This is a genomic window from Cupriavidus sp. 05L411 (assembly GCF_056398045.1).
On record NZ_JBFTOQ010000002.1, the window covers coordinates 162977 to 183976 of the forward strand.

The window sequence follows — 21000 nt, forward strand, 5'->3', positions numbered from 1 at the left end:
CCCGACGTATCTCCATGCTCAAGAAAAAACTCGCCGCGGCGCTGCTCGCCGCCGCCCTGCCCGCTATTGGCACCCTTATCGCATTTAGCGCCGCGCCGGCCGCCGCAGCGGCAGCCGCCTACCCGGCCAAGCCGCTCAAGTTCGTCGTGCCCTACCCGGCCGGCGGCCCGCTGGACACGGTGGCGCGCGCCATCGGCGACAAGCTCAAGGACAGCCTGGGCCAGCCCGTGGTGGTGGAAAACCGCCCGGGCGCCGGTGGCAATATCGGCGCCGACTACGTGGCCAAGCAGCCGGCCGACGGCTACACCATCGTGATGGGCGCCGTGGCCACCCACGCCATCAACCCCAGCCTCTTCGCCAAGATGCCGTACGACCCGGTAAAGGACTTCAGCCCGATCACGCTGGTGGCCGACGTGCCCAACGTACTCGTCATGCATCCCGGCAAGGCTGCCGAACTGCATATCAACAATGTGCGTGAGCTGGTGGAATACGCGCGCAAGAACCCCGGCAAGCTGGACTACGCCTCGGGCGGCAACGGCAGCGCTGGACATTTGTCCGGCGAGCTGTTCAAGAGCATGGCCAAGGTCAGCATGGTCCACATCCCCTACAACGGCGCCTCGCCCGCGCAGCTGTCGGTGCTGTCCGGCCAGACCGACATGATCTTCGATAACCTCGCCTCCGCCTCGGCCAACATCAAGGCCGGCAAGCTCAAGGCGTTCGCCGTCACCACCGCCACCCGCGCCGCCGCCCTGCCCGAGCTGCCCACTATCGCGGAAGCCGGCAAGGGGCTCGGCCTGGAAGGCTTCGACATCTCCACGTGGTTCGGCGTGTTCGCCCCGGCCAACACCCCGAAAGAGATCGTCGACCGCCTCAACCACGAGATCGTCGCCATTCTCAAGACCGACGACATGAAGGCAAAACTGGCCCGCATCGGCGCCCAGCCGGCACCGACCACGCCGGAGCAGTTCGGCGCACTGGTGCAGCGCGAGCTGAAGAAGTACGCGCAGATCGTGAAGGTGTCGGGCGCCAAGGTGGATTGATACCCCCGGAGCATTTGCCGATGCCGCCGAACAGGCCAAAGCCGCGCGCCATGACGACGGCTGTCTCTCCCTCAGGGGGAGAGGGGTGCCAACCAGCGGCAAGATCAACCAAATGTGGTAGCCGTGATTCCCGCCCGAAGGGGCGGGAATCACCCAAACGCGATGCGAAGCGAGCCGTGGAGGTTCACCTATGCCGTATGGGGCGCCTTCTTTGCCTACTTTCTTGGCAAGACGAGAAAGTAGGTCGCCGCCCCGCAGGGGTGGTGAAACTGCAGTTGCAGTTGCAGCCAAGCCAAGCCCTTGAACCTGAAACTGATTTCTCCGCTCCAGTTACAGCCACCACATCAAGCCTCCCCATCCCGCGGCAACAACAACCCCACCTGAATAATCCGCGGCCCGTCCATCCGCGTCACCGTCAGCTTCAGCCCTGCTATCTCGACGGCGTCACCCTCCACTGGTGGTGATGTAAAGGCCTCCTGCATAGCGGCCTCCAGGGTCCGTGCCGCCTCGGCAGGACTCAACTCCCGCGTCCCGTAAAGCCCCGCCACATCCCGCAGCATGGCCTCCCCGGACAGCAGGAAATCATGGCTAGCCTTGCCCCAGGCAGGTGCCGGCCCAGGCCGATGGAACAACAGCGCCAGCATCGGCACGCTGGTCCCCGGCGCCAGGATCGACACCATATCCCCAGCCCGCAGCACGGTCTGATCGGGCGCAGCCAGCGCTTTGTCCCGCACCACGGTCAGCAGCCGGCAACGGGGCGGCAATTCGAGCTGGTCGGCGCGCAGGTTTTCAGCCGGCGAATCGGCCTCGACTCTGAACTGCATCACCTCCAGCGCCGGCGCATGGGTGCCCTGCAGCCGCGAGCGGGCCAGCGGCTCTGGATAGGCGGGACGCAGCACGCGCGCCAGCCGCGCCGCCAGCGGCACGGTGGTGCCCTGCAGAAGCAGGCTGGTCAGCACCACCGCAAAGGCGATGCGAAACAGCAAGCCGGAATCAGGCATGCCCTGCAGCATGGGAAACAGCGCCAGCACGATAGGCACCGCCCCACGCAAGCCCATCCAGGCCACGAACCCCTTCTCCCGGGCGCTGAAGCGAAACGGCAGCAGCGCCAGCCAGACCGCCGCCGGGCGCGCCACCAGCATCAGGAATGCCGCCACCGCCACCGCCGGCAGTGCCACTTCCCAGATCCGGTGCGGCGCCACCAGCAGGCCAAGCAACAGGAACATCGCGGACTGCGACAGCCAGGCCATGCCGTCCATCGCCCGCATGGTGTCGGGGCCTACCGCGCGGTCGCGATTGCCCACCAGGATGCCGGTCAGGTAGACGGCCAGGAAGCCGCTGCCGCCCGCCGTCTGCACGATGGCGAACACCATGGCGCCGCCCGAGCACAGCAGGATGGCCTGCAGGCCTTCGGCCACGCGGATGCGCTCCATCACGTTGGCCATGCAGTAGCCCAGGCCTAATCCGAGCAATCCGCCAACCCCGAACTGCACCACCAGGCGCCACAACAGCGCGCCGGGGCTCAGGCCCGCAGGCGCGGCGATCCAGTCGATCAGGGTGAGGGTCAGGAAGATGGCCATCGGGTCGTTGMTGCCGGATTCGATCTCCAGCACGCTCGCCACCCGTTCCTTGAGCCGGATGCCGCTGGTATTGAGCAGCGAGAACACCGCCGCGGCATCGGTCGAGCCGACGATGGCGCCCAGCAGCAGGCCCAGCTTCCAGTCGATCTCCAGCACCCAGGCGGCAAACAAGCCCACCAGGCCGGTCGTGACCAGCACACCTACGGTCGCCAGCGACAGCGAGGGTTTCAGCGCCACCCGGAAGGTGGCCAGCCGGGTGCGCAAGCCGCCATCAAGCAAGATCACCGCCAGCGCGAGGTTGCCGACCAGGAAGCTCAGCCAGGTATTGGAGAAGCGGATGCCGCCGGGGCCATCCACGCCGGCCAGCATGCCGACCGATAAAAAGACAAGCAGGAAGGGCACGCCCACGCGCGCCGAGAAGGCGCCCACCACAATGCCCAGCGACATCACGACGGCGCCGATCAGGATGACATGGTCAATGCTTTCCAAAACGGCTTTCCCTTTTCCCTTTCCATGCCGTGCCGCATCGGCCACGGGCTGCGCACGCATCGGCCACGGCAGTGCAGCCGTTGATGATAGCGCAGCCCTATGACCACTCTGCCGCGCAGACGTGAAAGCGGCACCCGGCAACGAAGCAGGCGGCCCCTGGATGTCTCCTAGGGAGATACCCGCAGATTGACCATTTTTGCAGACATCTGAAAGGTAGCTGAAAGGTCTTCCCCTTAATTTCCTCCCTGCCAGCGGCGGGACGGTCGCGCGCGCGTTTTTGACGCACCGCAACATCCATCGCCGCACGGATTTCAAGCAGTTTTTTCGAGGAGAATCATTTTGCGCATTCGTAGCCAAAAGGACTTTGCCTCCGGCCTGATGTTCATCCTGGTCGGATTCAGCTTTTCCTGGGTCGCACGCGGGTATTCCATGGGTACAGCCGCGAAGATGGGCCCCGGGTATTTCCCGTTCTGGCTCGGCATCGTGCTCGCCTTGCTGGGCGCGCTGGTGCTGTGGAGTTCCCTGTCCGCCAAGAAGGAAGAAGACCAGCTCGCACGCTGGGACATCAAGACCTTGCTGTGGATCCTGGGTTCGGTGGTGCTGTTCGGCCTGATGCTCAAACCGCTGGGCATGGTGCTGTCGGTGCTGGTGCTGGTGCTGGTGTCGTCGATGGCCAGCCATGAATTCAGCTGGAAGGGTGCCGTTGTCAATGCCATCGTCCTGGTGATCATCAGCCTGGGCGCCTTCGTCTACGGCATCAATCTTCAGATGCCGGTGTGGCCGGCATTCTTGGCAGGATAAGGAGACGGCCATATGGAACTACTAGCCAACCTGGGCCTGGGCTTCTCGACCGCCCTGACCCTGCAAAACCTCGCATACGCCTTCCTGGGCTGCGTGCTGGGCACCCTGATCGGCGTGCTGCCGGGCCTGGGGCCTCTGGCCACCATCGCCATGCTGCTGCCGGTGACCTACACGCTGCCGCCGGTGGCCGCGCTCATCATGCTGGCCGGTATTTACTACGGCGCCCAGTACGGTGGCTCCACCACCGCCATTCTGGTCAACCTGCCGGGTGAATCGTCGTCGGTGGTGACTACCATCGATGGCTACCAGATGGCCAGGCGAGGGCGAGCGGGGGTGGCGTTAGCCACCGCCGGCCTAGGCTCGTTCTTCGCCGGCTGCGTGGCAACCCTGATCCTGGCCGCGTTCGCAGCGCCGCTGTCGGAACTGGCGTTCAAGTTCGGCCCCGCCGAGTACTTCTCGCTGATGGTGCTGGGCCTGATCGGCGCCGTGGTGCTGGCTTCGGGCTCGCTGGTCAAGGCCATCGCCATGATCGTGCTGGGCCTGCTGCTGGGCCTGGTCGGCACCGATGTGAACTCGGGTGCAGCGCGCTTCTCGTTTGACGTGCCTGAGCTGACCGACGGCCTGAACTTCGTCTCGGTCGCCATGGGTGTGTTCGGCTTCGCGGAAATCATCGCGAACCTGGAACAAAAAGATGCCCGCGAAACCTTCACGGACCACATCACCAACCTGTTCCCGACCAAGGAAGACTTCAAGCGCATGATCCCGGCAGTGCTTCGCGGCACGTTCCTGGGCTCSGCGCTGGGCATCCTGCCGGGCGGCGGTGCGGCGCTGGCTTCGTTTGCAGCCTACTCGCTGGAAAAGAAGACCTCGAAGTTCTCGCATGAGTTCGGCAAGGGCGCCATCGAAGGCGTGGCAGGTCCGGAATCGGCCAACAACGCCGCGGCGCAGACCTCCTTCATCCCGCTGCTGACGCTGGGCATTCCGCCCAACGCCGTGATGGCGCTGATGGTGGGCGCGATGACCATCCACAACATCCAGCCGGGCCCGCAGGTCATGACCAGCAACCCCGCGCTGTTCTGGGGCCTGATCGCCTCGATGTGGATCGGCAACTTCATGCTGATCATCCTGAACCTGCCGCTGATCGGGATCTGGGTCAAGCTGCTCAAGGTGCCTTACCGCTACCTGTACCCGGCCATCCTGGTGTTCTGCTGCATCGGCGTGTACTCGGTCCAGAACACCACGTTCGACGTGTTCCAGACCGCGGCCTTCGGCGTGATCGGCTACCTGTTCATCAAGCTCAAGTGCGAGCCGGCGCCGTTGCTGCTGGGCTTCGTGCTGGGGCCGATGATGGAAGAGAATTTCCGCCGGTCCCTGCTGCTGTCGCGCGGCGAGTTCAGCGTGTTCCTGACGCGCCCGCTGTCGCTCGGCCTGCTGATCGCAGCCGCCGTGCTGGTCCTGATCGTGGCGCTGCCGTCGATCAAGAACAAGCGCGAGGAAGCTTTCCAGGAAGAATAAGAGAGCAAGTCCCGCGGCCGGTATCCGTGCCGGCCGCGAGCGACAATGCCAGAGAAGACCCTCAAGGTGCCGCAAGGCACCTTTTTTCATGCCTTGCCCGCTGCGGCGCCCGGATGCTGGCGGCAAGCGCGCCGGCTCGCGCCAGCCAGGCATCCCTCTGCCCGGGCTGCGAGCCCAGTACCGGGCCGAACGCCATGGTGCTGACCGGCTTGATCCCGCAGAACTCCAGCGTGGTATTGCGCATCTGGCGGATGCCCGGCATGCGGTAGATCCATTTGAAATACCAGGGTGGCGTATCCATGGTCACCAGCAGATGCGCCGAGCGGCCCTTCAGGAGCTGCTCGGGAAACGCTTTGCCGGCGCGGTACTTGAAGGCGAAGCCGGGCAGCAGCACGCGGTCCAGGAAACCCTTGAGCAAGGCGGGCGGGCCGCCCCACCAGATCGGGAAGACGAACGCAAGGTGTCCCGCCCAGGCCATGGCTTCCTGTGCCTCGACCAGATCGGGCTCGAGGCCCTGGATGGCGTTGTAGCCCGCATGCAGGATGGGATCGAACTTCAGCACATCCAGCCTGAGCAGCCGGACCTCGTGCCCCGCGGCTTCGGCGCAGGCCGCATAGGTCCTGGCGATGGCGCCGCACAAGCCATCGTTCGAAGGGTGACCCATGATCACCAGTACTCGCTGCCGCATCGCTATGCTCTCCACAAAAGGTTGACGCCGCGAGGGTAAGGCTTGCCCCTTAAGGCAGAGTCAAGGCCGCGGGCACGCCATTGCGTCGTGCGGTGGATCGCTAGCCGCTTCGCGCGCTTCGCCACGGCCAAGGCACGCACGGATTTCCGCGCCGATCTCGCCAAGCTCGGCGTCCAGCTTGCGCAACCTGTGGATTTCCTCGCGCAGGCTCGCACGCTTGCTGTCGACCTGCTGCACGAGCCGGTGCCAGTCCGGCTCCCCCGCGCCCGCATCCATCACCGGGAGCAGCTCGGCCAGGCGAAAGCCCAGGGCCTGCGCCTGCCGGATCAACCCGACCTGCCTGACCGCGTCGTCCGCGTAGACGCGGTATGAGCCGGCGCGCGTGACCTGCCCTAGCAAGCCAAGCGATTCGTAGTGGCGGATCGCCTTCGGCGACGCGCCCGTGCGCCTGGCAATTTCTCCGATAAACATCCCCGTTCCTCCTTGCATTGGTACGAAAGTACGAAACGCCAGTGGCATCCGGCGGCTTGCCCTGGCTTGGCTTATGGCGCGAACCTTGGGCGCGAACCTTGCCGCAAGCGCCTCAAAGGGTAAGGCTTGCCCTTAGGGGCAGAGTCAAGGCCCCCCGAGGTGCCTTTCGCCAGCGCCAGGGGCATCGAACAGACCTGCGCAGGCATCCCGCACGGCCGCCGTGACGTGGCGGCGCGCCTGGTCGCGCCGCTCCAGCATGCCGATGGTGCGCAGCACCGGCGCGCCGCCGATTTCCAGCGGCAGGATGCGCAGCGCTTCGTCCTCTAGCCAGCGCGCACGCTGCAGCAAGGGCACCACGGTCACACCGACCTGCTGGCGCACCAGTTCGACGAGCGCCTCGATCGAGTTCAGCTCGAGGAACTCATTGACGCGCAGATGCGCGCGGCGCAGCGCCCGCTCAACCAGCATGCCGGTGCGCTGTCCGCGGTCGAAGCGCAGGAAGGGGTTGGCCGCCAGCGCTTCGCGTGCGTTTGCGCCCAAGCTATCGCGCCCGGCAATCGCCACCAGCGGCTCCTGGTAAAGCGGCGTCCATACCAATGTGCCGGGCAGGCGGCCCGCCCCTTCCACCAGCATCGCAGCGTCCAGCTCACCGGATTCCACCTGCGCCGCCAGCTCGATCGACTTGGCGCTGACCAGGCGCACGTCCAGCGCCGGGTACTCGCGCTTCATGCGCGCCACCACATGCGACAGGCCGCCCATGACCGACACCACCGCGCCCACCGCTACCGCGCCGGCCATCGCGTCCGGCGCTTCCGGGGGTAAGCGCATCTCGTCGTAGAGCGCGAGCATGCGGCGCGCCTGCGGCAACAGCTCGCGTCCGCCGGCATTGAGCGCCACCACCCGGCCGCCCCGGTCGAACAGTTCGCGGCGCAGCTCCATCTCCAGCGCGCGCATCTGCAGGCTGACCGCGGCCTGGGTCAGGGCCACCCGCTCGGAGGCGGCGGCAAAGGAACCGTGGTCGGCCACGGCAACGAAGGTGCGCAGGAAACGGATGGTGCTCATGGGGAGAACGTCATGATGTGCGGCTTGGTGTGTGGCTTGGCCTATGTCCTGTTCGACGCACCAAGACGGCGCACCAAGACTTAAGAAAACCTTTAGACATAAGAAAGAAATATTAGCTTTCATTATGATGACCTGCACGGAATAATTGATCCGCAGCACCGCCTGGCAGCATCCGCGGCGGGGTGTGTTGCCCGAGGGCCGGCCCCGGCCTGCGTTTGCCTTGCTTCCCCGATCCGGAGATCACCATGAAACACTGGCTGCGCCTCTTTGGCACGAGCCTCGCCACGGGACTTGCGCTGAGCGCCGTCCCGGCACTCGCCGACACCTACCCGAACAAGCCGATCCGCCTGATCGTACCGTTCCCGGCCAGCGGCGCGACCGATTTGCTGGCTCGCGCCATCGCGCAGAAAGTGGGCACCAACATGGGCCAGCAGATCGTGGTCGACAACCGGCCCGGCGCCGGCGGCGCTATCGGCTCCGACATGGCCGCCAAGGCCCCGGCCGACGGCTACACGCTGCTGATCGCGACTACCAGCACGCATTCGATCGGGCCGTACATCAACACGCGCCTGCCGTACAACACCGAGACCGACTTCACGCCGATCGGCCAGGTGGCCATCGCCACCAACGTGCTGGTGGTGCCGAACAGCCTGCCGGTGAAGAACGTCAAGGAACTGATCGACTACGCCAAGAAGCATCCGGGCGAGCTGAACTACGCGTCCAGCGGCAATGGCACCGTGGTGCACCTGACCGCCGAAGCCTTCAAGGCGCAGGCCGGCGTATTCATCACGCACATCCCGTATCGCGGCACCGCGCTGGCCGTACCCGACCTGATCTCCAACAAGGTGCAGATCCTGTTCGACAGCATCGTCTCGGGCCTGCCGCACGTGAAGGACGGCAAGCTCAAGGCGCTGGCCGTGACCAGCCTGAAGCGCTCGCCGCTGGCGCCCGAGATCCCGACCGCCAGCGAGTCCGGCCTGCCCGGCTTCGAGTCCGATACCTGGTTCGGCATCTATGGCCCCAAGCAGATGCCGGCCGAGCTGGTGAACCGCCTCAACGCCGAGTTCAACAAGGCGATCCAGGCGCCCGACGTGAAGGAGCGCCTGGGCAAGCTGGGCGCGGAACCCGTTGGCGGCACGCCGGCCCAGTTCGCCGCGATGGTCAAGAAGGACAGCGCGCGCTGGGGTAAGCTGATCAAGGATCGCAAGATCACCGTGGAATAACGTACGTACGCTGGCAAGCCCGCCGCGGCATTGCGGCCAAGCGCTGCCAGCGCATCGAACCGAGACAAGCATGCAGAACTTCAACTGGACCAATCCCTACCCTTCCGTGCGCATCCCGCTGTTCGCGCGCAACGTGGTGTCCACCTCTCACCCGCTGGCGGCGCAGGCCGGCCTGCGCATGCTGCTCAAGGGCGGCAACGCGGTCGATGCAGCCATCGCGGCGGCGGCGGCCATCACCATCGTCGAGCCGGTCTCGTGCGGCCTGGGCAGCGATGCTTTCGCGATCCTGTGGGACGGCAAGGAAATGCATGGCCTGAACGCTTCGGGCGTGGCGCCGGCGGCATGGAACCCTGAGTATTTCAAAAGCAAGTACGGCACGGATGCCAACGGCATCGCCAAGCGCCCCGTGCGCGGCTGGGACGCCGTCACCGTGCCGGGCGTGATCGCCGGCTGGGCCGCGCTGCATGAGCGCTTTGGCAAGCTGCCCTTTGCCGAACTGATGGAGCCCGCCATCGAGATCGCCGAGCGCGGCTACGCCGTGCCGCCGGTGGTGGCGCACAAATGGGCCGCCGCCGTGCCGGAACTCAAGGACCAGCCTGGCTACGCCGAGGCCTTCATGCCCAATGGCCGCGCACCCAATGTGGGCGAAAAGTTCACGCTCAAGGCTGCCGCCGACACGCTGCGCAAGATCGGCGCCAGCAAAGGCCGCGCCTACTACGAAGGCGAGATCGCCGAGAAGATCGTCGCCTTCAGCAAGGAATGCGGTGGCGCCATGACGGCCGACGACCTGCGCAACTACAAACCGGACTGGGTCAAGCCGATCAGCAAGGCCTATCGCGGCTACGAGCTGCACGAGATCCCGCCGAACGGCCAGGGCATCGCTGCGCTGGTGGCGCTGGGCATCCTCGACCAGTTCGACATGGCCGCGCTGCCGGTGGACTCGGTCGAGTCGCAGCATCTGCAGATCGAGGCAATGAAGCTGGCTTTTGCCGATCTCTACCGCTACGTGGCCGACCCTGGCAGCATGGAAGTCACGCCCGAGCAGATGCTGGACGACGCATACCTGAAGTCGCGCGCCAAACTGATCGACATGGAGCGCGCCACGCACTTCGATTTCGGCATGCCCAAGGTCGGCGGCACCATCTACCTGACCGCCGCCGACGAGAACGGCATGATGATCTCGTTCATCCAGTCGAACTACATGGGCTTCGGCTCCGGCGTGGTCGTGCCGGGCACCGGCATCAGCCTGCAGAACCGCGGCGTGGGCTTCTCGATGGACCCGAAATCCCCCAACGTGGTGGCCGGCGGCAAGCGCCCCTTCCACACCATCATCCCGGCCTTCCTGACCAAGGACGGCCAGCCGGTGATGAGCTTCGGCGTGATGGGCGGCGACATGCAGCCGCAGGGGCATCTGCAGACCGTGGTGCGCATGGTGGACTACAACCAGCAGCCGCAGGCCGCCTGCTGCGCACCGCGCTGGAAGGTCAACCGCGACTTCACGCTGGACGTCGAATCCACCATGGATCCGGCGGTCGTTGCTGGCCTGAAGGCTCGCGGCCACCAGCTCAAGTCGGTCGACGACCCGTACATGGATTTCGGCTCGGGGCAGTTTATCTGGCGCCTGTCGGATGACGCCGAGCATGGCTATGTGGCCGCCAGCGACAGCCGGCGCGACGGGCAGGCCGTAGGGTTTTGAGTACCCGTAGGTAGTACTGGGAGCGCCCATCGCAAGGTGGGCGTCTTTTTGCCTGTGCACTGCCAGCTCAGATTGACTTGACGTGGCAAGCGATCTCGCCTTTAATTTCTGTGTTGACAGAAATTACTGACGAAACACAAGACGGATCGCACCACGCGAGGAGAGCATGACATGAGCACGCCCGCACTGACGCTGTTCTTCGACGGCAACTGCCCGCTCTGTGCCGCCGAAATGCGGCGCATGGCCAGGCTCGACCGCCACGGCCTGCTGGGATACCTCGACATGCGCGGCGAGGGCTTCGATCCCGCTGCCTATGGCACCACCTTCGCCGCCATGGATACGGCACTGCATGGCGTGCGCGCCGACGGACAATTGCTGGTTGGCATCGACTGCATCGCCGAGAGCTATGCGCTGATCGGCCTGGGCTGGCTGGTGTGGCCGCTCAGGCTGCAGGCTACCCGCCCGGCGTGGCAGCACCTCTACCGCTGGTTTGCGCGCAACCGCTATCGCGCCAGCCGGCTGCTGGGCTACGGCTGCGCGAACGGCGTCTGCACGCCGGGCCGGCGCTGAGCCAGGCGCTTCACCTAACTGTCTGCAACTGGCCTGCTTGCCATGGCGACGACTGTGCATGGTGTGCGCCGCGTAGGGCACTACACTGAGGCCTTCACCTTTGCTTTCGCTCCGGCCGCCATGACCACCTACGCTTTCCGCCTGCTCAACGTCTTCGCCGAATCCACCTTCGGCGGCAATCCCCTGTGCGTGTTCGAGGATGCGCGCGGGCTCGACACGGCCACCATGCAGGCCCTGGCGCTGCAGTTCAACCTGTCCGAAACCACCTTCATCCTCCCTTCCGAGCAGGCCAGCGCACACGTCCGGATTTTCACCACGGGCTACGAAATGCCCTTTGCCGGTCATCCCACGCTGGGCACCGCCCATGTGGTGCGCGACCTGGCCGCAACCGGCGACGCGCTCACGCTGGAGTTCAAGGCGGGCGTGGTGCCGGTGACCGCGCAGGGCGACGTGTGGACCTTCACCGCGCCGCATGCGGGCGCGCCCAGGACGGCGCCGGCGGGCCTGCCGGACGCGCAGATGGCATCGCTGCTCGGGCTCGCCGAGACCGACCTGCTGGCGGCGCCGATCTGGGTCGACACCGGCGCCGACCAGTTGATGGTGGCCGTGAAGAGCGTGGATGCGGTACGCCGCGCGCAGCCTGACAGCGCACGCCTGGCGTCCTGGCCACAGAGCAGCCTGGGCCGCAAGACGGCTTACGTCTTCGCGTTCGACCCGACCCGGCCGGGCCAGGTGGTGTCGCGCTATTTCTTCACCAAGCAAGGTGGTGGCGTGGCCGAGGACCCGGGCACCGGTTCGGCCTGCGCCAACCTGGGCGGCTGGCTGATCGCCAACGACCACGCGCTGCCGGCCGCCTACCAGGTCTCGCAGGGCGAGGCGGTCGACCGGCCGTGCACGCTGCGCCTGGAAGTCACCGGCGAGCAGGCCATCCGCGTGGGCGGGCGCGTGATCGAGCTGGGACGCGGCACTATCAACCTGTGACACGCAGGACTGCGGCGTCAACGCGACAAAGGGCGCGCTACTGCGTTACAGTGAGTGACTGCTAGGTCTTCCCAACGTCCTGACGAGCGCCCCCACATGCGCCACCCACATGCGCCACCCGACATGACCACGCCGCACGCCCTGACCACGCTGGCCGAGCTGGAGGCCCACTACGCCGAAGCCGGCGAAGCCTCGCTCGCCAAGGAAGTCGACTATCTGCACCCGCACTACCGTGCCTTCGTCGAAGCCGCCCCGCTCTGCCTGCTGTCCACGGTGGGCGGCGAGTACGCGGAAGTCTCCCCGCGCGGCGATGCACCGGGCTTTGTGCAGGTGCTGGATGAGCGCACCCTGCTGCTGCCGGACCGGCGCGGCAACAACCGCCTGGACAGCCTGCGCAACATCATCACCGACCCGCGCGTGGGCCTGCTGTTCCTGATCCCGGGCGTCAACGAGACCATCCGCGTGGCGGGCACCGCCCATGTCTCGGTGGACCCGGCGCTGATCGCGCGCTGCATCGTGGATGGCAAGGCGCCGGCCACCGTGCTGGTGATTTCGATCCAGTCAGTGTTCTTCCAGTGCGCCCGCGCGCTGGTGCGCTCCAAGCTGTGGGCCCCGGAAACACAGGTGGCGCGCAGCAGCCTGCCGAGCAACGGCACCATCCTTGCCGCCGTGAGCCGGGCTCCCTTCGACGGCGTCGCCTACGACGAGTCGCAGCCCGCGCGGATGAAACAAACCCTGTATTGATCCCATGTACACGCCATCCCACTTCGCCAGCACCGAAAGCGACGCCATCGACGAGGTCATGCGCCGCTACCCCTTTGCCACGCTGATCGGCAACGACGCCGATGGGCTGCCCTTCGCCACCCACCTGCCGGTGGTGGCCCAGCGCAGCGGCGACGCCTGGCAGATCGAAGGCCATATGGCGCGCGCCAACCCGCACTGGCGCTGGCTGGAGCAGACGCCAAGCGCCCTGCTGGTGTTCCAGGGGCCGCATGGCTACGTGTCGCCAGCGTTGTACGAGCAAAAGCTGTCGGTGCCGACCTGGAACTACGTGGCCGTGCACGTGTACGCAGAGATCGCCACCATCCATGACGCCCACGCCAAGGATGCGCTGCTCAAGCGGTTGATCACGCAGAACGAGCCCGGCTACGCTGCGCAGTGGCGCGCGCTGCCGGAGGATTTCCAGCAGAAAATGCTGGGCGCGATCGTGGGCCTGCGCATTGTGCCCACGCGCATCGAAGCCAAGTTCAAGCTCAGCCAGAACCGCCCGGCGGGCGACCGCGCCCGCATTCTCGCTGCCCAGCAGGAAGGCAGCCCCATCGAGCGCGACATGGCGGACTGGATGGCGCGGATGACTGGCGCCTGAAGAACGCCTGAAGCCCCCCTCACGGCCAGCTTCGAACCCAGCCCATGCGCTGCTCAGGCGCGCGGCAGCCACTCAGGCGCGTGCGTGCCCAGGGGCACCGACGGCAGCGCCCAGTACGCGGGCGTCTCGGACAAGCGTCCCGCGTGCGACACCGCGCGCAGTTCGCCAAAGCCCGACGGCAGGGTCACCAGCAGGTCTTCCACGTCCTCAAAGCACTGGTCCGGCGCCTGCAACCCGCCCTCGACCCGGCCCAGGCCGCGCAACCACTGGCCAACCTGCGCCAGCGACACCCGCACATGCCAGCTGCCGCCCTCGGCCGCACGGCGATGCAGCCCGGCCATGGCGCCAAGCGCCAGCAGGTAGCCGGCCGCATGATCCAGCACTTGCGCCGGCAGCGGCAGCGGTTCCTCGCAGCGCGCCGCGAACGCTTCGGCCTGATTGAAGCCGCTGGCAGTCTGCACCAGCGAATCGAAGCCGCGCTTGCCAGCCCAGGGGCCCACATGTCCATAGGCACTTAACGTCACATAGACGATGCCCGGGCGGGCGCGGGCCACCGCCTCCGGCCCCACACCCAACTCCGCCAGCCCCTGCGGGCGATAGCCCTGTATCAGCACGTCGGCGCCGTGCAGCAGCTTGTGCAGGGCGCGCTTGTCGTCGGGGTCGCGCAGGTCCAGCTGGCAGGCGCGCTTGCCGCGCCCGGTGTCGATCACCAGCGGGGCAATGCTGGGCAGGTGGGCCGCGCTCACCTGCAGTACATCGGCGCCATGCGCGGCCAGCGTGCGTCCGGCTACCGGCCCGGCGATGACGCGGGTGAAATCCAGCACGCGCACGCCGCACAGCGGGCGCGCGCCGGCCGCGGGCAGCGCGGCAAGCGGCTGCGGCGGCGCTTCGCCGATGCGCTCGATGGTCAGTGGCGGCATGCCGTGCAACGCCTGCCCCTGCGGATGGCGGTCCCACTCGTCGAAGCTGCGCAGGGCGGCCACGACCAGGCCGGCCTCGGAGGCGGTGGCCTCGAAGGCCTCGGCGTCCCATTTCTGCAAGGATGAGCGCACCGCTGCGGGATCGTGCGGGCAGCCCAGGATGCGCAGCACGCCGTCSCGATGATGGGGAAAATTGGCATGCACGCGTACCCAGCGGCCGTTGCCGCAGCGGTAGAGGCCAGACACCTTGTCACGGAACTCCGGCGCGGGCTCGCCGCCCACGCGCAGGTAGCGCTCGCTGCGGAAYTCGGCCASGGCGTGRCGCATGTCGACGGCCACGTCCTGCCAGCGCCCGCTGCGCTGCTGCCACAGCATGGCGGCGGCCAGCGCCGACGCGCCCAGGCTGGCCTGGGCGGCCGTGCCCACGGCGAACGACGACGGCAACACCGGATCGGCACCGCTGAGCTGCAGCCGGTCCAGGGCTTTGGCTGGCAGCCCGGCGGCCAGCCAAAGCCTGGCTACGGCCTCTAGCGGGGTTGGGCGGGTGGCTTGGGAAATCGTTGGCGTCGGCATGGCGGCAAGGCTCCACAGGGCGGGTGCACTCTCTCCATCCTAGGCCGCGCCGGGTGTTTTTGCGCCCGTGCGCGGAGTTTGCACGACTCTGGTCCCCGGCACGGTAAAATCACCCGATCCGGCATTCCGCCATGCAATCGAGCAGCGCGGCAGGCTGCGCGCCAGACTCCGGCCGCCGCCCCGCCTCCTGACTTAACCGCCCACCGGCGCCACCATGAGCAACGACCCCAAAGCCAACGACAGCACGACCGCCGCATCCAATTTCCTGCGCAGCATCATCGACCAGGACCTCACCGCCGGCACCTACGCCGGCCGCCAGGATGCCCAGGGCGAGCCGTTGCCCCCCGTCATCACCCGCTTCCCGCCGGAGCCCAATGGCTACCTGCATATCGGCCACGCCAAGAGCATCTGCGTGAACTTCGGCATGGCGCGCGATTTCGGCGGCCGCTGCCACCTGCGCTTCGACGACACCAACCCGGTCAAGGAAGACACCGAATACGTTGATTCCATCATCGACGCGGTGCACTGGCTCGGCTTCAGCTGGGACACCACGGCCAAGGACGGCAGCAAGCAGCCGCACCTGTATTACGCCAGCGACTACTTCGACCAGCTCTACGCCTTCGCCGAAAAGCTGATCGAGCGCGGCGTCGCCTACGTGGATAGCCAAAGCGCCGAGCAGATCGCCACCAACCGCGGCGACTTCTCACGCCCGGGCACGCCCTCGCCGTTCCGCGACCGCAGCGTGGAGGAAAACCTGCAGCTGTTCCGCGACATGCGCGACGACAAGTACGCCGACGGCGAGCACGTGCTGCGCGCCAAGATCGACATGAACGCGCCCAACATCGTGATGCGCGATCCGGTGATCTACCGGATCCGCCACGCGCATCACCACCGCACGGGCGACAAGTGGTGCATCTACCCGATGTACGACTTCACCCACTGCATCTCGGACGCGCTGGAAAACATCACGCATTCGCTGTGCACGCTGGAGTTCGAGAACAACCGCCCGCTGTACGACTGGGTGCTGGCGCAGCTGCGCGAATGCGGCGTGTTCAGCGAGCCGCTGCCGCACCAGTATGAGTTCGCCCGCCTGAACCTGACCTACGCCATCACCAGCAAGCGCAAGTTGCTGCAACTGGTCGTTGAAAACCGCGTGGACGGTTGGGACGATCCGCGCATGCCCACCATCGTGGGCGTGCGCCGCCGCGGCTTTACGCCGGAATCGATCCAGTTGTTCTGCGAGCGCATCGGCGTGGCCAAGTCCGATAGCTGGATCGACATGAGCACGCTGGAAGGCGCCGTGCGCGACGACCTCGACGCGCGCGCCGCGCGTGGCGCCGCCGTGCTGGATCCGCTCAAGCTGATCCTGGACAACTACCCCGAAGGCCAGAGCGACGACTGCACGGCGCCGGTGCATCCGAAGAAGCCGGAGCTCGGCATGCGCGTCTTCCCGCTCACGCGCGAGCTGTGGATCGAGCGCGACGACTTCAGCGAAGCGCCGCCCAAGGGCTACTTCCGCCTGTTCGCGCCCAAGGAGGACGGCACCCCGGGCAGCAAGGTGCGCCTGCGCCACGGCTACGTGATCGAATGCACGGGTGTGGACCGCGACGCCGACGGCAAGGTCATCGCCGTGCACGCCAACTACCTGCCCGAGACCCGCAGCGGCACGCCGGGCGCGGACAGCGTCAAGGTCAAGGGCAACATCCATTGGGTCAGCGTGGCGCATGCCTATGAAGCCGAAGTGCGTCTGTACGACCGCCTCTTCAACGACCCGAACCCGGACGCCGGCGGCAAGAACTTCCTCGACGCGCTGAACCCGGACTCGAAGAAGATCGTCACGGCCTACCTGGAACCCGGCCTGGCGCAAGCCGCTCCGGAGGATCGCTTCCAGTTCGAGCGCCAGGGCTACTTCGTGGCCGACCGCGTGGATTCGAAGCCGGGCAAGCCGGTCTTCAACCGCATCGTCGGGCTGCGCGACAGCTGGGGGAAATAAGCCCATGCAAACCGTAACCTTCCCGCTGGAGGGCGAGCATATTGCCCTGAACGACCTGCTCAAGGTCGCCGGCGTGTGCGACAGCGGCGGCGCCGGCAAGGCGCTGGTGGCGGCCGGCGAAGTCTCGGTCGATGGCGCGGTGGAATCGCGCAAGACCGCCAAGATCCGCGCCGGCCAGGTGGTCAGCGTGGCCGGCGTGAAAATCCGCGTGGTGGCAGCCTGAGGCCATCGCCTTCGCGAGCACGCCCGGCGGCCGGCCAGTCCGGTCGCCGGGCGTTTTCCTCCAAGCAAAGGAAATGACAATGCCGATCGCATTCTGGTGTGTGCTGCTGGCGGGAATCCTGCCCGTCGTGACGGTAGGCGTGGCCAAGGCGAGCGGACGCGCCTACGACAACCACGACCCGCGCGGCTGGCTGGAAAAGCAGGCCGGGCGCGCGCGGCGCGCCGACATGGCGCACCGCAATCACTTCGAGGCCTTCCCCTTCTTCGCCGCGGCCGTGCTGTGCGCCACGCACCTGCAAGCACCGTCGGCGCGCATCGATGAACTGGCGCTGGTCTTCCTCGCCGCGCGCATCCTGTACACCGTGTGCTACCTGGCCGATCGCGCCACCTTGCGCACGCTGTGCTGGACCATCGGCTTCCTGTCGGTGATCGGTATCTTCCTGTTGCCGGTGTTCGTCCATTGAGGACACGCATCATGCGGCTTTCGACAACTGTCGCTTGCGCGCTCTGCCTGCTGGCGCCGTGCCTGCCTGGCACGGCGCAGGCGGAGCCCGTCAACTTCACGGTGGACCCGACGCACACCACGGTGTACTTCGCCGCCAGCCACTTTGAGCGGACCTCGGTGCGCGGGCGCTTCGGCAAGATCGATGGCCGCATCAGCTTTGACGAAGCCAGCGGCGGCGGCGCGATCGATTTCACGGTCGATGCCGACTCGGTCGATTCCGGCAACCGCACGCTGGACGGCATCCTGCGCTCAGCCCAGTTTCTCGATGCCCAGAATTTTCCCGTGGTCCGGCTGCGCGCGAATCGCTTCGTGCGGGACGGGGACCGGCTGGTGGCCGTGGAAGGCGAGCTGACCCTGCACGGCGTCACGCAGCCGCTGCGGCTGGAAGCCGAGCGCTTCAGTTGCGGCGAGATCTCCCTGTTCGGCATCAAGCGCCACGTGTGCGGTGGAGACTTCCGCGCCGTGCTCTCGCGCAGCGAATTTGGCATGACGCGCTTCCTGCCGGATGTGGGCGATACCGTGGTCCTGACCCTGTCGGTGGAAGCCACGCCGGCACTGCCGGCGCTGGAGTGACAGCCACGTCACGCTCGCCTTCCTGCCGCTGCGACATGTCGACCCTGAGACACCTGAAAGCCGAAATTCTTCTGTAGAATCAGCGGTTTGCATTTTTCCGGCCGGCCCTCTCCCGGCCTCCGCCTGAACGGGGAACCCGAGAACAATGATCACGATTCAAGTTGGGGATGTGGTGGCGGCCTCGCTAGCCGCCGCGGGCGCCTGCCTGATCTGCAGCATCCCGATGGCCTTCCTGCGCAATTTCCCCGCGTGGGCGCTGCGCACCTATGGGCGCCGCGCGCTGCTGGTGCCCCTGCTGATCCTGCCGGTAGGCAGCTGGCTGGCCAGCCTGGCCCTGTCGGGACAGATCGACAGCCCCGCCGGGCACGCCATGGTGATCGCCATCGCTTTTCTCTGCCTGACGCTGGCGTCGGCGCTGCTGCGCTACTACCTGAGCGATTACAAGAAATCCCGCTGAAGCGCCGCCAAGCCCGCCATGAGCACGCCCCTGCGCTTTGACATCGAGGCCGGCGCCGAAACGCTGGCTGCCGACCGCATCGACGCCGGCAACGGCGCGAGCTGCCTGCTGCTGCACGGCGCGGGCACCAGCCACCGCGCGCGCTGGCTGGCCTTGCGCCAGGCGCTTGCCGCGCGGGGCGTGGGCAGCGTTGCCATCGATTTTTCCGGCCACGGCGAAAGCTCGGCGCGCACGCCCAACTCGCTGGCCAAACGCCTGCGCGAGGCCCAGGCGGCGCTGGCGCGCCTTGACGGCACCGCCCCTCGGGCCGTGATCGGTATCAGCATGAGCGGGGAAATCGCCGTGCGGCTGGCCGCCGACCCGCGCAACCAAATCGGTCGGCTGCTGACGCTCGTGGGCGCCGCCTATGACCCCGCCGCGTTCGAACTCCCCTTCGGCCCGGCCTTTACGGCAGTGCTGCGCACCCCCGGCAGCTGGCGCGCCTCGCTCGCCTTCGACCTCATTGCCGGGTTCCGCGGCCGCCTGACGCTGGTGCGCGGCGCCGAGGATGCGGTCATTCCGCCCGGCATCGCCGATACGCTCGCCGGACGCGCCGGCCTGGCCGAGCGCGTGGAGGTGATCGACCTGCCGGATACCGGCCACTTGCTGGGCGAGGCCTGGCAGAACCAGCCCGGCTTTGCCAACCGGCTGAGCGCGATCGCGCTACGCGCCGTGGGCGCCTGAGCGGGCACTTGAAAGTCCGGCGCGAGATCGCCCCGCCCGATTCACGTATGATGCGGCCTTTCGCTTCTCGCAGCCTTTGCCGCCCCCGCTTCCTTCATGGCTCTTAAATCCACCATCTACAAGGCCGAACTGTCCGTCTCCGACATGGATCGGCCCTATTACGGCAGCCACGCCCTGACCATTGCCAAGCACCCGTCGGAAAACGACGCGCGCATGATGGTGCGGCTGCTGGCCTTTGCCTGCGAAGCCAGCGACACCTTGACCTTCACCCGCGGCCTGGACGAGCCCGACGAGCCGGACCTGTGGGAAAAGACCCTCACCGGCGACATCGCACACTGGATCGAGCTGGGCCAGCCCGACGAATCGCGCCTGAAGCGCGCCGCGGCCCGTGCCGATCGCGTCACCGTGTTCACCTACAATGGTGCGAGCGCGCGTGAATGGTGGAAGGGCATGGCCGGCAAGGCGGGCAAGCTGCGCAACGTGACCATTTACAATGTGCCGGCCGAGGCGGTAGAAGCACTTGCTGCCCTGGCCCAGCGCGCCATGCGGCTGTCGGTGACGATCCAGGATAGCGAGATCTGGGTCAGCGACGACGACCACAACGTCCGCATCACGCTCGAAGTCCTGCAACAGCCCGCGGGCTGAGCCAAACCCGTTCAACCAATCCGCCCGGTGTGGCCGGTTTGCCGCCAGCCTCACCGAACCCGTGACCCTCGCTGATACAGCACAAGGAAGCCATCCATGAATACCACTCCCTCCGGCCTGCAATTTGAAGACACCGTCACCGGCGAAGGCGCCGAAGCCACGGCAGGCAAGCATGTCACGGTGCACTACACCGGCTGGCTCTACGAAAACGAGCAAGCCGGCCGCAAGTTCGACTCGAGCAAGGACCGCAACGACCCGTTCGTGTTCCCGCTGGGCGCCGGCCACGTCATCCGCGGCTGGGATGAAGGCGTGCAAGGCATGAAGGTTGGCGGCACCCGCCGCCTGGTGATCCCGGCCGAGCTGGGCTACGGCGCGCGCGGCGCGGGCGGCGTGATCCCGCCCAACGCCACGCTGCTGTTCGAAGTGGAACTGCTGGCGGTCTGATCGCCTGGCCGCCGCTGCGGCAGCGGCCGATCGCATCCATGCGCACCTTGCGCGGATAGCACAAAAAAGAGGGGCGCCCATGGGCGCCCCTCTTTGCATTGCGCTGCGGACAGGCCGCGATCAGAAACTGATCGCGGCGTTGCCCACGTCGACCCGGACCTTGTCGCGGTCCAACAGGCGGGCAGCATGGCGGGCGTAGTCCTGGGCCCACGCGGCATCGCCGCTGAAGCGCTGCTCGCCGGAAAACTTGGCCACGCTCAGGATCTTGTCGATCACCAGCACTTTGCCGACCGGACTGGAAGCCTGGCAATCAAGCTCGGCGTACTCGCGGTCGAACCAGCGCCAGCCAGCATCCTCGGTGACCGCCGCCAACTCTGCGTCGCCAATGGTGAAGCCAAATTCCTTGCCGGTACCGAAAACTACCGTGAGCGTGCGCGCCATAGCCTGTTCTCCTGGTTGATGC

General features: G+C 66.8%; 23 protein-coding genes. 17 read left to right on the forward strand and 6 right to left on the reverse strand.

What is annotated here, in order from left to right; genetic code table 11:
* The first annotated feature begins 14 nt into the window (after positions 1-14).
* A complete protein-coding gene (locus AC1DQR_RS02960; RefSeq protein ID WP_416049321.1) occupies positions 15-1040 on the forward strand; it encodes a tripartite tricarboxylate transporter substrate binding protein in 1026 nt (341 codons plus the stop codon).
* Positions 1041-1384: 344 nt separating this feature from the next.
* On the opposite strand, the gene AC1DQR_RS02965 is transcribed toward AC1DQR_RS02960, so the two are convergent.
* On the reverse strand, positions 1385-3109 hold the full coding sequence (locus AC1DQR_RS02965) for a potassium/proton antiporter (protein ID WP_477132493.1): 1725 nt from the start codon (positions 3107-3109) through the stop codon (positions 1385-1387).
* 339 nt (positions 3110-3448) lie between these two features.
* On the opposite strand from AC1DQR_RS02965, the gene AC1DQR_RS02970 reads away from it, so the two are divergent.
* Both AC1DQR_RS02970 and AC1DQR_RS02975 read left to right on the forward strand, forming a co-directional pair.
* Positions 3449-3910, forward strand: coding sequence for a tripartite tricarboxylate transporter TctB family protein (locus AC1DQR_RS02970; protein WP_043348382.1), 462 nt, complete (start codon positions 3449-3451; stop codon positions 3908-3910).
* Positions 3911-3922: 12 nt separating this feature from the next.
* On the forward strand, positions 3923-5425 hold the full coding sequence (locus tag AC1DQR_RS02975; protein WP_174422528.1) for a tripartite tricarboxylate transporter permease: 1503 nt from the start codon (positions 3923-3925) through the stop codon (positions 5423-5425).
* 61 nt (positions 5426-5486) lie between these two features.
* On the opposite strand, the gene AC1DQR_RS02980 is transcribed toward AC1DQR_RS02975, so the two are convergent.
* The 3 genes from AC1DQR_RS02980 to AC1DQR_RS02990 all read right to left on the reverse strand — a co-directional run bounded on the left by AC1DQR_RS02980 (position 5487) and on the right by AC1DQR_RS02990 (position 7646).
* Positions 5487-6113, reverse strand: a complete 627-nt coding sequence (locus AC1DQR_RS02980; protein ID WP_477132494.1) for an NAD(P)H-dependent oxidoreductase — start codon at positions 6111-6113, stop codon at positions 5487-5489.
* 60 nt (positions 6114-6173) lie between these two features.
* Entirely contained in the window at positions 6174-6584 is a 411-nt protein-coding gene (locus AC1DQR_RS02985; protein WP_150984159.1) for a MerR family transcriptional regulator, read from the reverse strand.
* Between the two features lie 144 nt (positions 6585-6728).
* Positions 6729-7646, reverse strand: coding sequence for a LysR substrate-binding domain-containing protein (locus AC1DQR_RS02990; RefSeq protein WP_416049324.1), 918 nt, complete (start codon positions 7644-7646; stop codon positions 6729-6731).
* Positions 7647-7891: 245 nt separating this feature from the next.
* Between AC1DQR_RS02990 and AC1DQR_RS02995 the strand changes: the two genes are divergently transcribed.
* The 6 genes from AC1DQR_RS02995 to AC1DQR_RS03020 all read left to right on the forward strand — a co-directional run bounded on the left by AC1DQR_RS02995 (position 7892) and on the right by AC1DQR_RS03020 (position 13482).
* Positions 7892-8869 (forward strand): Bug family tripartite tricarboxylate transporter substrate binding protein, encoded by a 978-nt coding sequence (locus AC1DQR_RS02995; RefSeq protein ID WP_150984157.1) that lies wholly within the window; start codon positions 7892-7894, stop codon positions 8867-8869.
* A gap of 70 nt (positions 8870-8939) precedes the next feature.
* Positions 8940-10565 (forward strand): gamma-glutamyltransferase, encoded by a 1626-nt coding sequence (gene ggt, locus AC1DQR_RS03000; protein WP_416049325.1) that lies wholly within the window; start codon positions 8940-8942, stop codon positions 10563-10565.
* 171 nt (positions 10566-10736) lie between these two features.
* Positions 10737-11135: a thiol-disulfide oxidoreductase DCC family protein gene (locus AC1DQR_RS03005; RefSeq protein ID WP_416049326.1), complete on the forward strand. Its 399-nt coding sequence runs from the start codon at positions 10737-10739 to the stop codon at positions 11133-11135.
* Positions 11136-11255: 120 nt separating this feature from the next.
* Positions 11256-12116, forward strand: coding sequence for a PhzF family phenazine biosynthesis protein (locus AC1DQR_RS03010; protein ID WP_174422683.1), 861 nt, complete (start codon positions 11256-11258; stop codon positions 12114-12116).
* Positions 12117-12212: 96 nt separating this feature from the next.
* Entirely contained in the window at positions 12213-12860 is a 648-nt protein-coding gene (locus tag AC1DQR_RS03015; RefSeq protein WP_416049327.1) for a pyridoxamine 5'-phosphate oxidase family protein, read from the forward strand.
* A gap of 4 nt (positions 12861-12864) precedes the next feature.
* Entirely contained in the window at positions 12865-13482 is a 618-nt protein-coding gene (locus AC1DQR_RS03020) for an FMN-binding negative transcriptional regulator (RefSeq protein ID WP_416049328.1), read from the forward strand.
* Between the two features lie 53 nt (positions 13483-13535).
* Here AC1DQR_RS03020 and AC1DQR_RS03025 read toward each other — a convergent pair whose 3' ends face one another.
* Entirely contained in the window at positions 13536-14975 is a 1440-nt protein-coding gene (locus AC1DQR_RS03025; RefSeq protein ID WP_477132495.1) for a CoA transferase, read from the reverse strand.
* Between the two features lie 214 nt (positions 14976-15189).
* Between AC1DQR_RS03025 and AC1DQR_RS03030 the strand changes: the two genes are divergently transcribed.
* The 8 genes from AC1DQR_RS03030 (at position 15190) to AC1DQR_RS03065 (ending at position 20537) form a co-directional block, all read left to right on the forward strand.
* On the forward strand, positions 15190-16968 hold the full coding sequence (locus AC1DQR_RS03030; RefSeq protein ID WP_477132496.1) for a glutamine--tRNA ligase/YqeY domain fusion protein: 1779 nt from the start codon (positions 15190-15192) through the stop codon (positions 16966-16968).
* A gap of 4 nt (positions 16969-16972) precedes the next feature.
* Positions 16973-17191 carry an RNA-binding S4 domain-containing protein gene (locus AC1DQR_RS03035; protein ID WP_043348411.1) on the forward strand — a complete coding sequence of 73 codons (219 nt, stop codon included), beginning with the start codon at positions 16973-16975 and terminating at the stop codon, positions 17189-17191.
* A gap of 79 nt (positions 17192-17270) precedes the next feature.
* Positions 17271-17654: an MAPEG family protein gene (locus AC1DQR_RS03040; protein ID WP_477132497.1), complete on the forward strand. Its 384-nt coding sequence runs from the start codon at positions 17271-17273 to the stop codon at positions 17652-17654.
* 11 nt (positions 17655-17665) lie between these two features.
* A complete protein-coding gene (locus AC1DQR_RS03045; RefSeq protein WP_416049331.1) occupies positions 17666-18268 on the forward strand; it encodes a YceI family protein in 603 nt (200 codons plus the stop codon).
* Positions 18269-18413: 145 nt separating this feature from the next.
* Complete coding sequence (locus tag AC1DQR_RS03050) at positions 18414-18725, forward strand: hypothetical protein (RefSeq protein ID WP_174422540.1); 312 nt, start codon at positions 18414-18416, stop codon at positions 18723-18725.
* Between the two features lie 18 nt (positions 18726-18743).
* Positions 18744-19448, forward strand: a complete 705-nt coding sequence (locus tag AC1DQR_RS03055; RefSeq protein ID WP_416049332.1) for an alpha/beta hydrolase — start codon at positions 18744-18746, stop codon at positions 19446-19448.
* A gap of 96 nt (positions 19449-19544) precedes the next feature.
* Positions 19545-20093, forward strand: coding sequence for a YaeQ family protein (locus AC1DQR_RS03060; protein WP_043348422.1), 549 nt, complete (start codon positions 19545-19547; stop codon positions 20091-20093).
* A 96-nt stretch (positions 20094-20189) separates the two neighbouring features.
* Complete coding sequence (locus tag AC1DQR_RS03065) at positions 20190-20537, forward strand: FKBP-type peptidyl-prolyl cis-trans isomerase (RefSeq protein WP_006162999.1); 348 nt, start codon at positions 20190-20192, stop codon at positions 20535-20537.
* A 120-nt stretch (positions 20538-20657) separates the two neighbouring features.
* Here AC1DQR_RS03065 and AC1DQR_RS03070 read toward each other — a convergent pair whose 3' ends face one another.
* On the reverse strand, positions 20658-20978 hold the full coding sequence (locus AC1DQR_RS03070) for a hypothetical protein (protein ID WP_043348426.1): 321 nt from the start codon (positions 20976-20978) through the stop codon (positions 20658-20660).
* Positions 20979-21000 lie beyond the last annotated feature (22 nt).

Bases quoted from the DNA above. Each gene is read 5' to 3' on its own strand.
- AC1DQR_RS02960 (WP_416049321.1), top strand. From the start codon at position 15: ATGCTCAAGAAAAAACTCGCCGCGGCGCTGCTCGCCGCCGCCCTGCCC.
- AC1DQR_RS03065 (WP_006162999.1), top strand. From the start codon at position 20,190: ATGAATACCACTCCCTCCGGCCTGCAATTTGAAGACACCGTCACCGGC.
- AC1DQR_RS03040 (WP_477132497.1), top strand. From the start codon at position 17,271: ATGCCGATCGCATTCTGGTGTGTGCTGCTGGCGGGAATCCTGCCCGTC.
- AC1DQR_RS03015 (WP_416049327.1), top strand. From the start codon at position 12,213: ATGCGCCACCCACATGCGCCACCCGACATGACCACGCCGCACGCCCTG.
- AC1DQR_RS02995 (WP_150984157.1), top strand. From the start codon at position 7,892: ATGAAACACTGGCTGCGCCTCTTTGGCACGAGCCTCGCCACGGGACTT.
- AC1DQR_RS03055 (WP_416049332.1), top strand. From the start codon at position 18,744: ATGAGCACGCCCCTGCGCTTTGACATCGAGGCCGGCGCCGAAACGCTG.
- AC1DQR_RS03030 (WP_477132496.1), top strand. From the start codon at position 15,190: ATGAGCAACGACCCCAAAGCCAACGACAGCACGACCGCCGCATCCAAT.
- AC1DQR_RS03005 (WP_416049326.1), top strand. From the start codon at position 10,737: ATGAGCACGCCCGCACTGACGCTGTTCTTCGACGGCAACTGCCCGCTC.
- AC1DQR_RS02980 (WP_477132494.1), bottom strand. From the start codon at position 6,113: ATGCGGCAGCGAGTACTGGTGATCATGGGTCACCCTTCGAACGATGGC.
- AC1DQR_RS03045 (WP_416049331.1), top strand. From the start codon at position 17,666: ATGCGGCTTTCGACAACTGTCGCTTGCGCGCTCTGCCTGCTGGCGCCG.
- AC1DQR_RS02985 (WP_150984159.1), bottom strand. From the start codon at position 6,584: ATGTTTATCGGAGAAATTGCCAGGCGCACGGGCGCGTCGCCGAAGGCG.
- AC1DQR_RS02990 (WP_416049324.1), bottom strand. From the start codon at position 7,646: ATGAGCACCATCCGTTTCCTGCGCACCTTCGTTGCCGTGGCCGACCAC.
- AC1DQR_RS03050 (WP_174422540.1), top strand. From the start codon at position 18,414: ATGATCACGATTCAAGTTGGGGATGTGGTGGCGGCCTCGCTAGCCGCC.
- AC1DQR_RS03060 (WP_043348422.1), top strand. From the start codon at position 19,545: ATGGCTCTTAAATCCACCATCTACAAGGCCGAACTGTCCGTCTCCGAC.
- AC1DQR_RS03020 (WP_416049328.1), top strand. From the start codon at position 12,865: ATGTACACGCCATCCCACTTCGCCAGCACCGAAAGCGACGCCATCGAC.
- ggt (WP_416049325.1), top strand. From the start codon at position 8,940: ATGCAGAACTTCAACTGGACCAATCCCTACCCTTCCGTGCGCATCCCG.
- AC1DQR_RS03010 (WP_174422683.1), top strand. From the start codon at position 11,256: ATGACCACCTACGCTTTCCGCCTGCTCAACGTCTTCGCCGAATCCACC.
- AC1DQR_RS03035 (WP_043348411.1), top strand. From the start codon at position 16,973: ATGCAAACCGTAACCTTCCCGCTGGAGGGCGAGCATATTGCCCTGAAC.
- AC1DQR_RS03070 (WP_043348426.1), bottom strand. From the start codon at position 20,978: ATGGCGCGCACGCTCACGGTAGTTTTCGGTACCGGCAAGGAATTTGGC.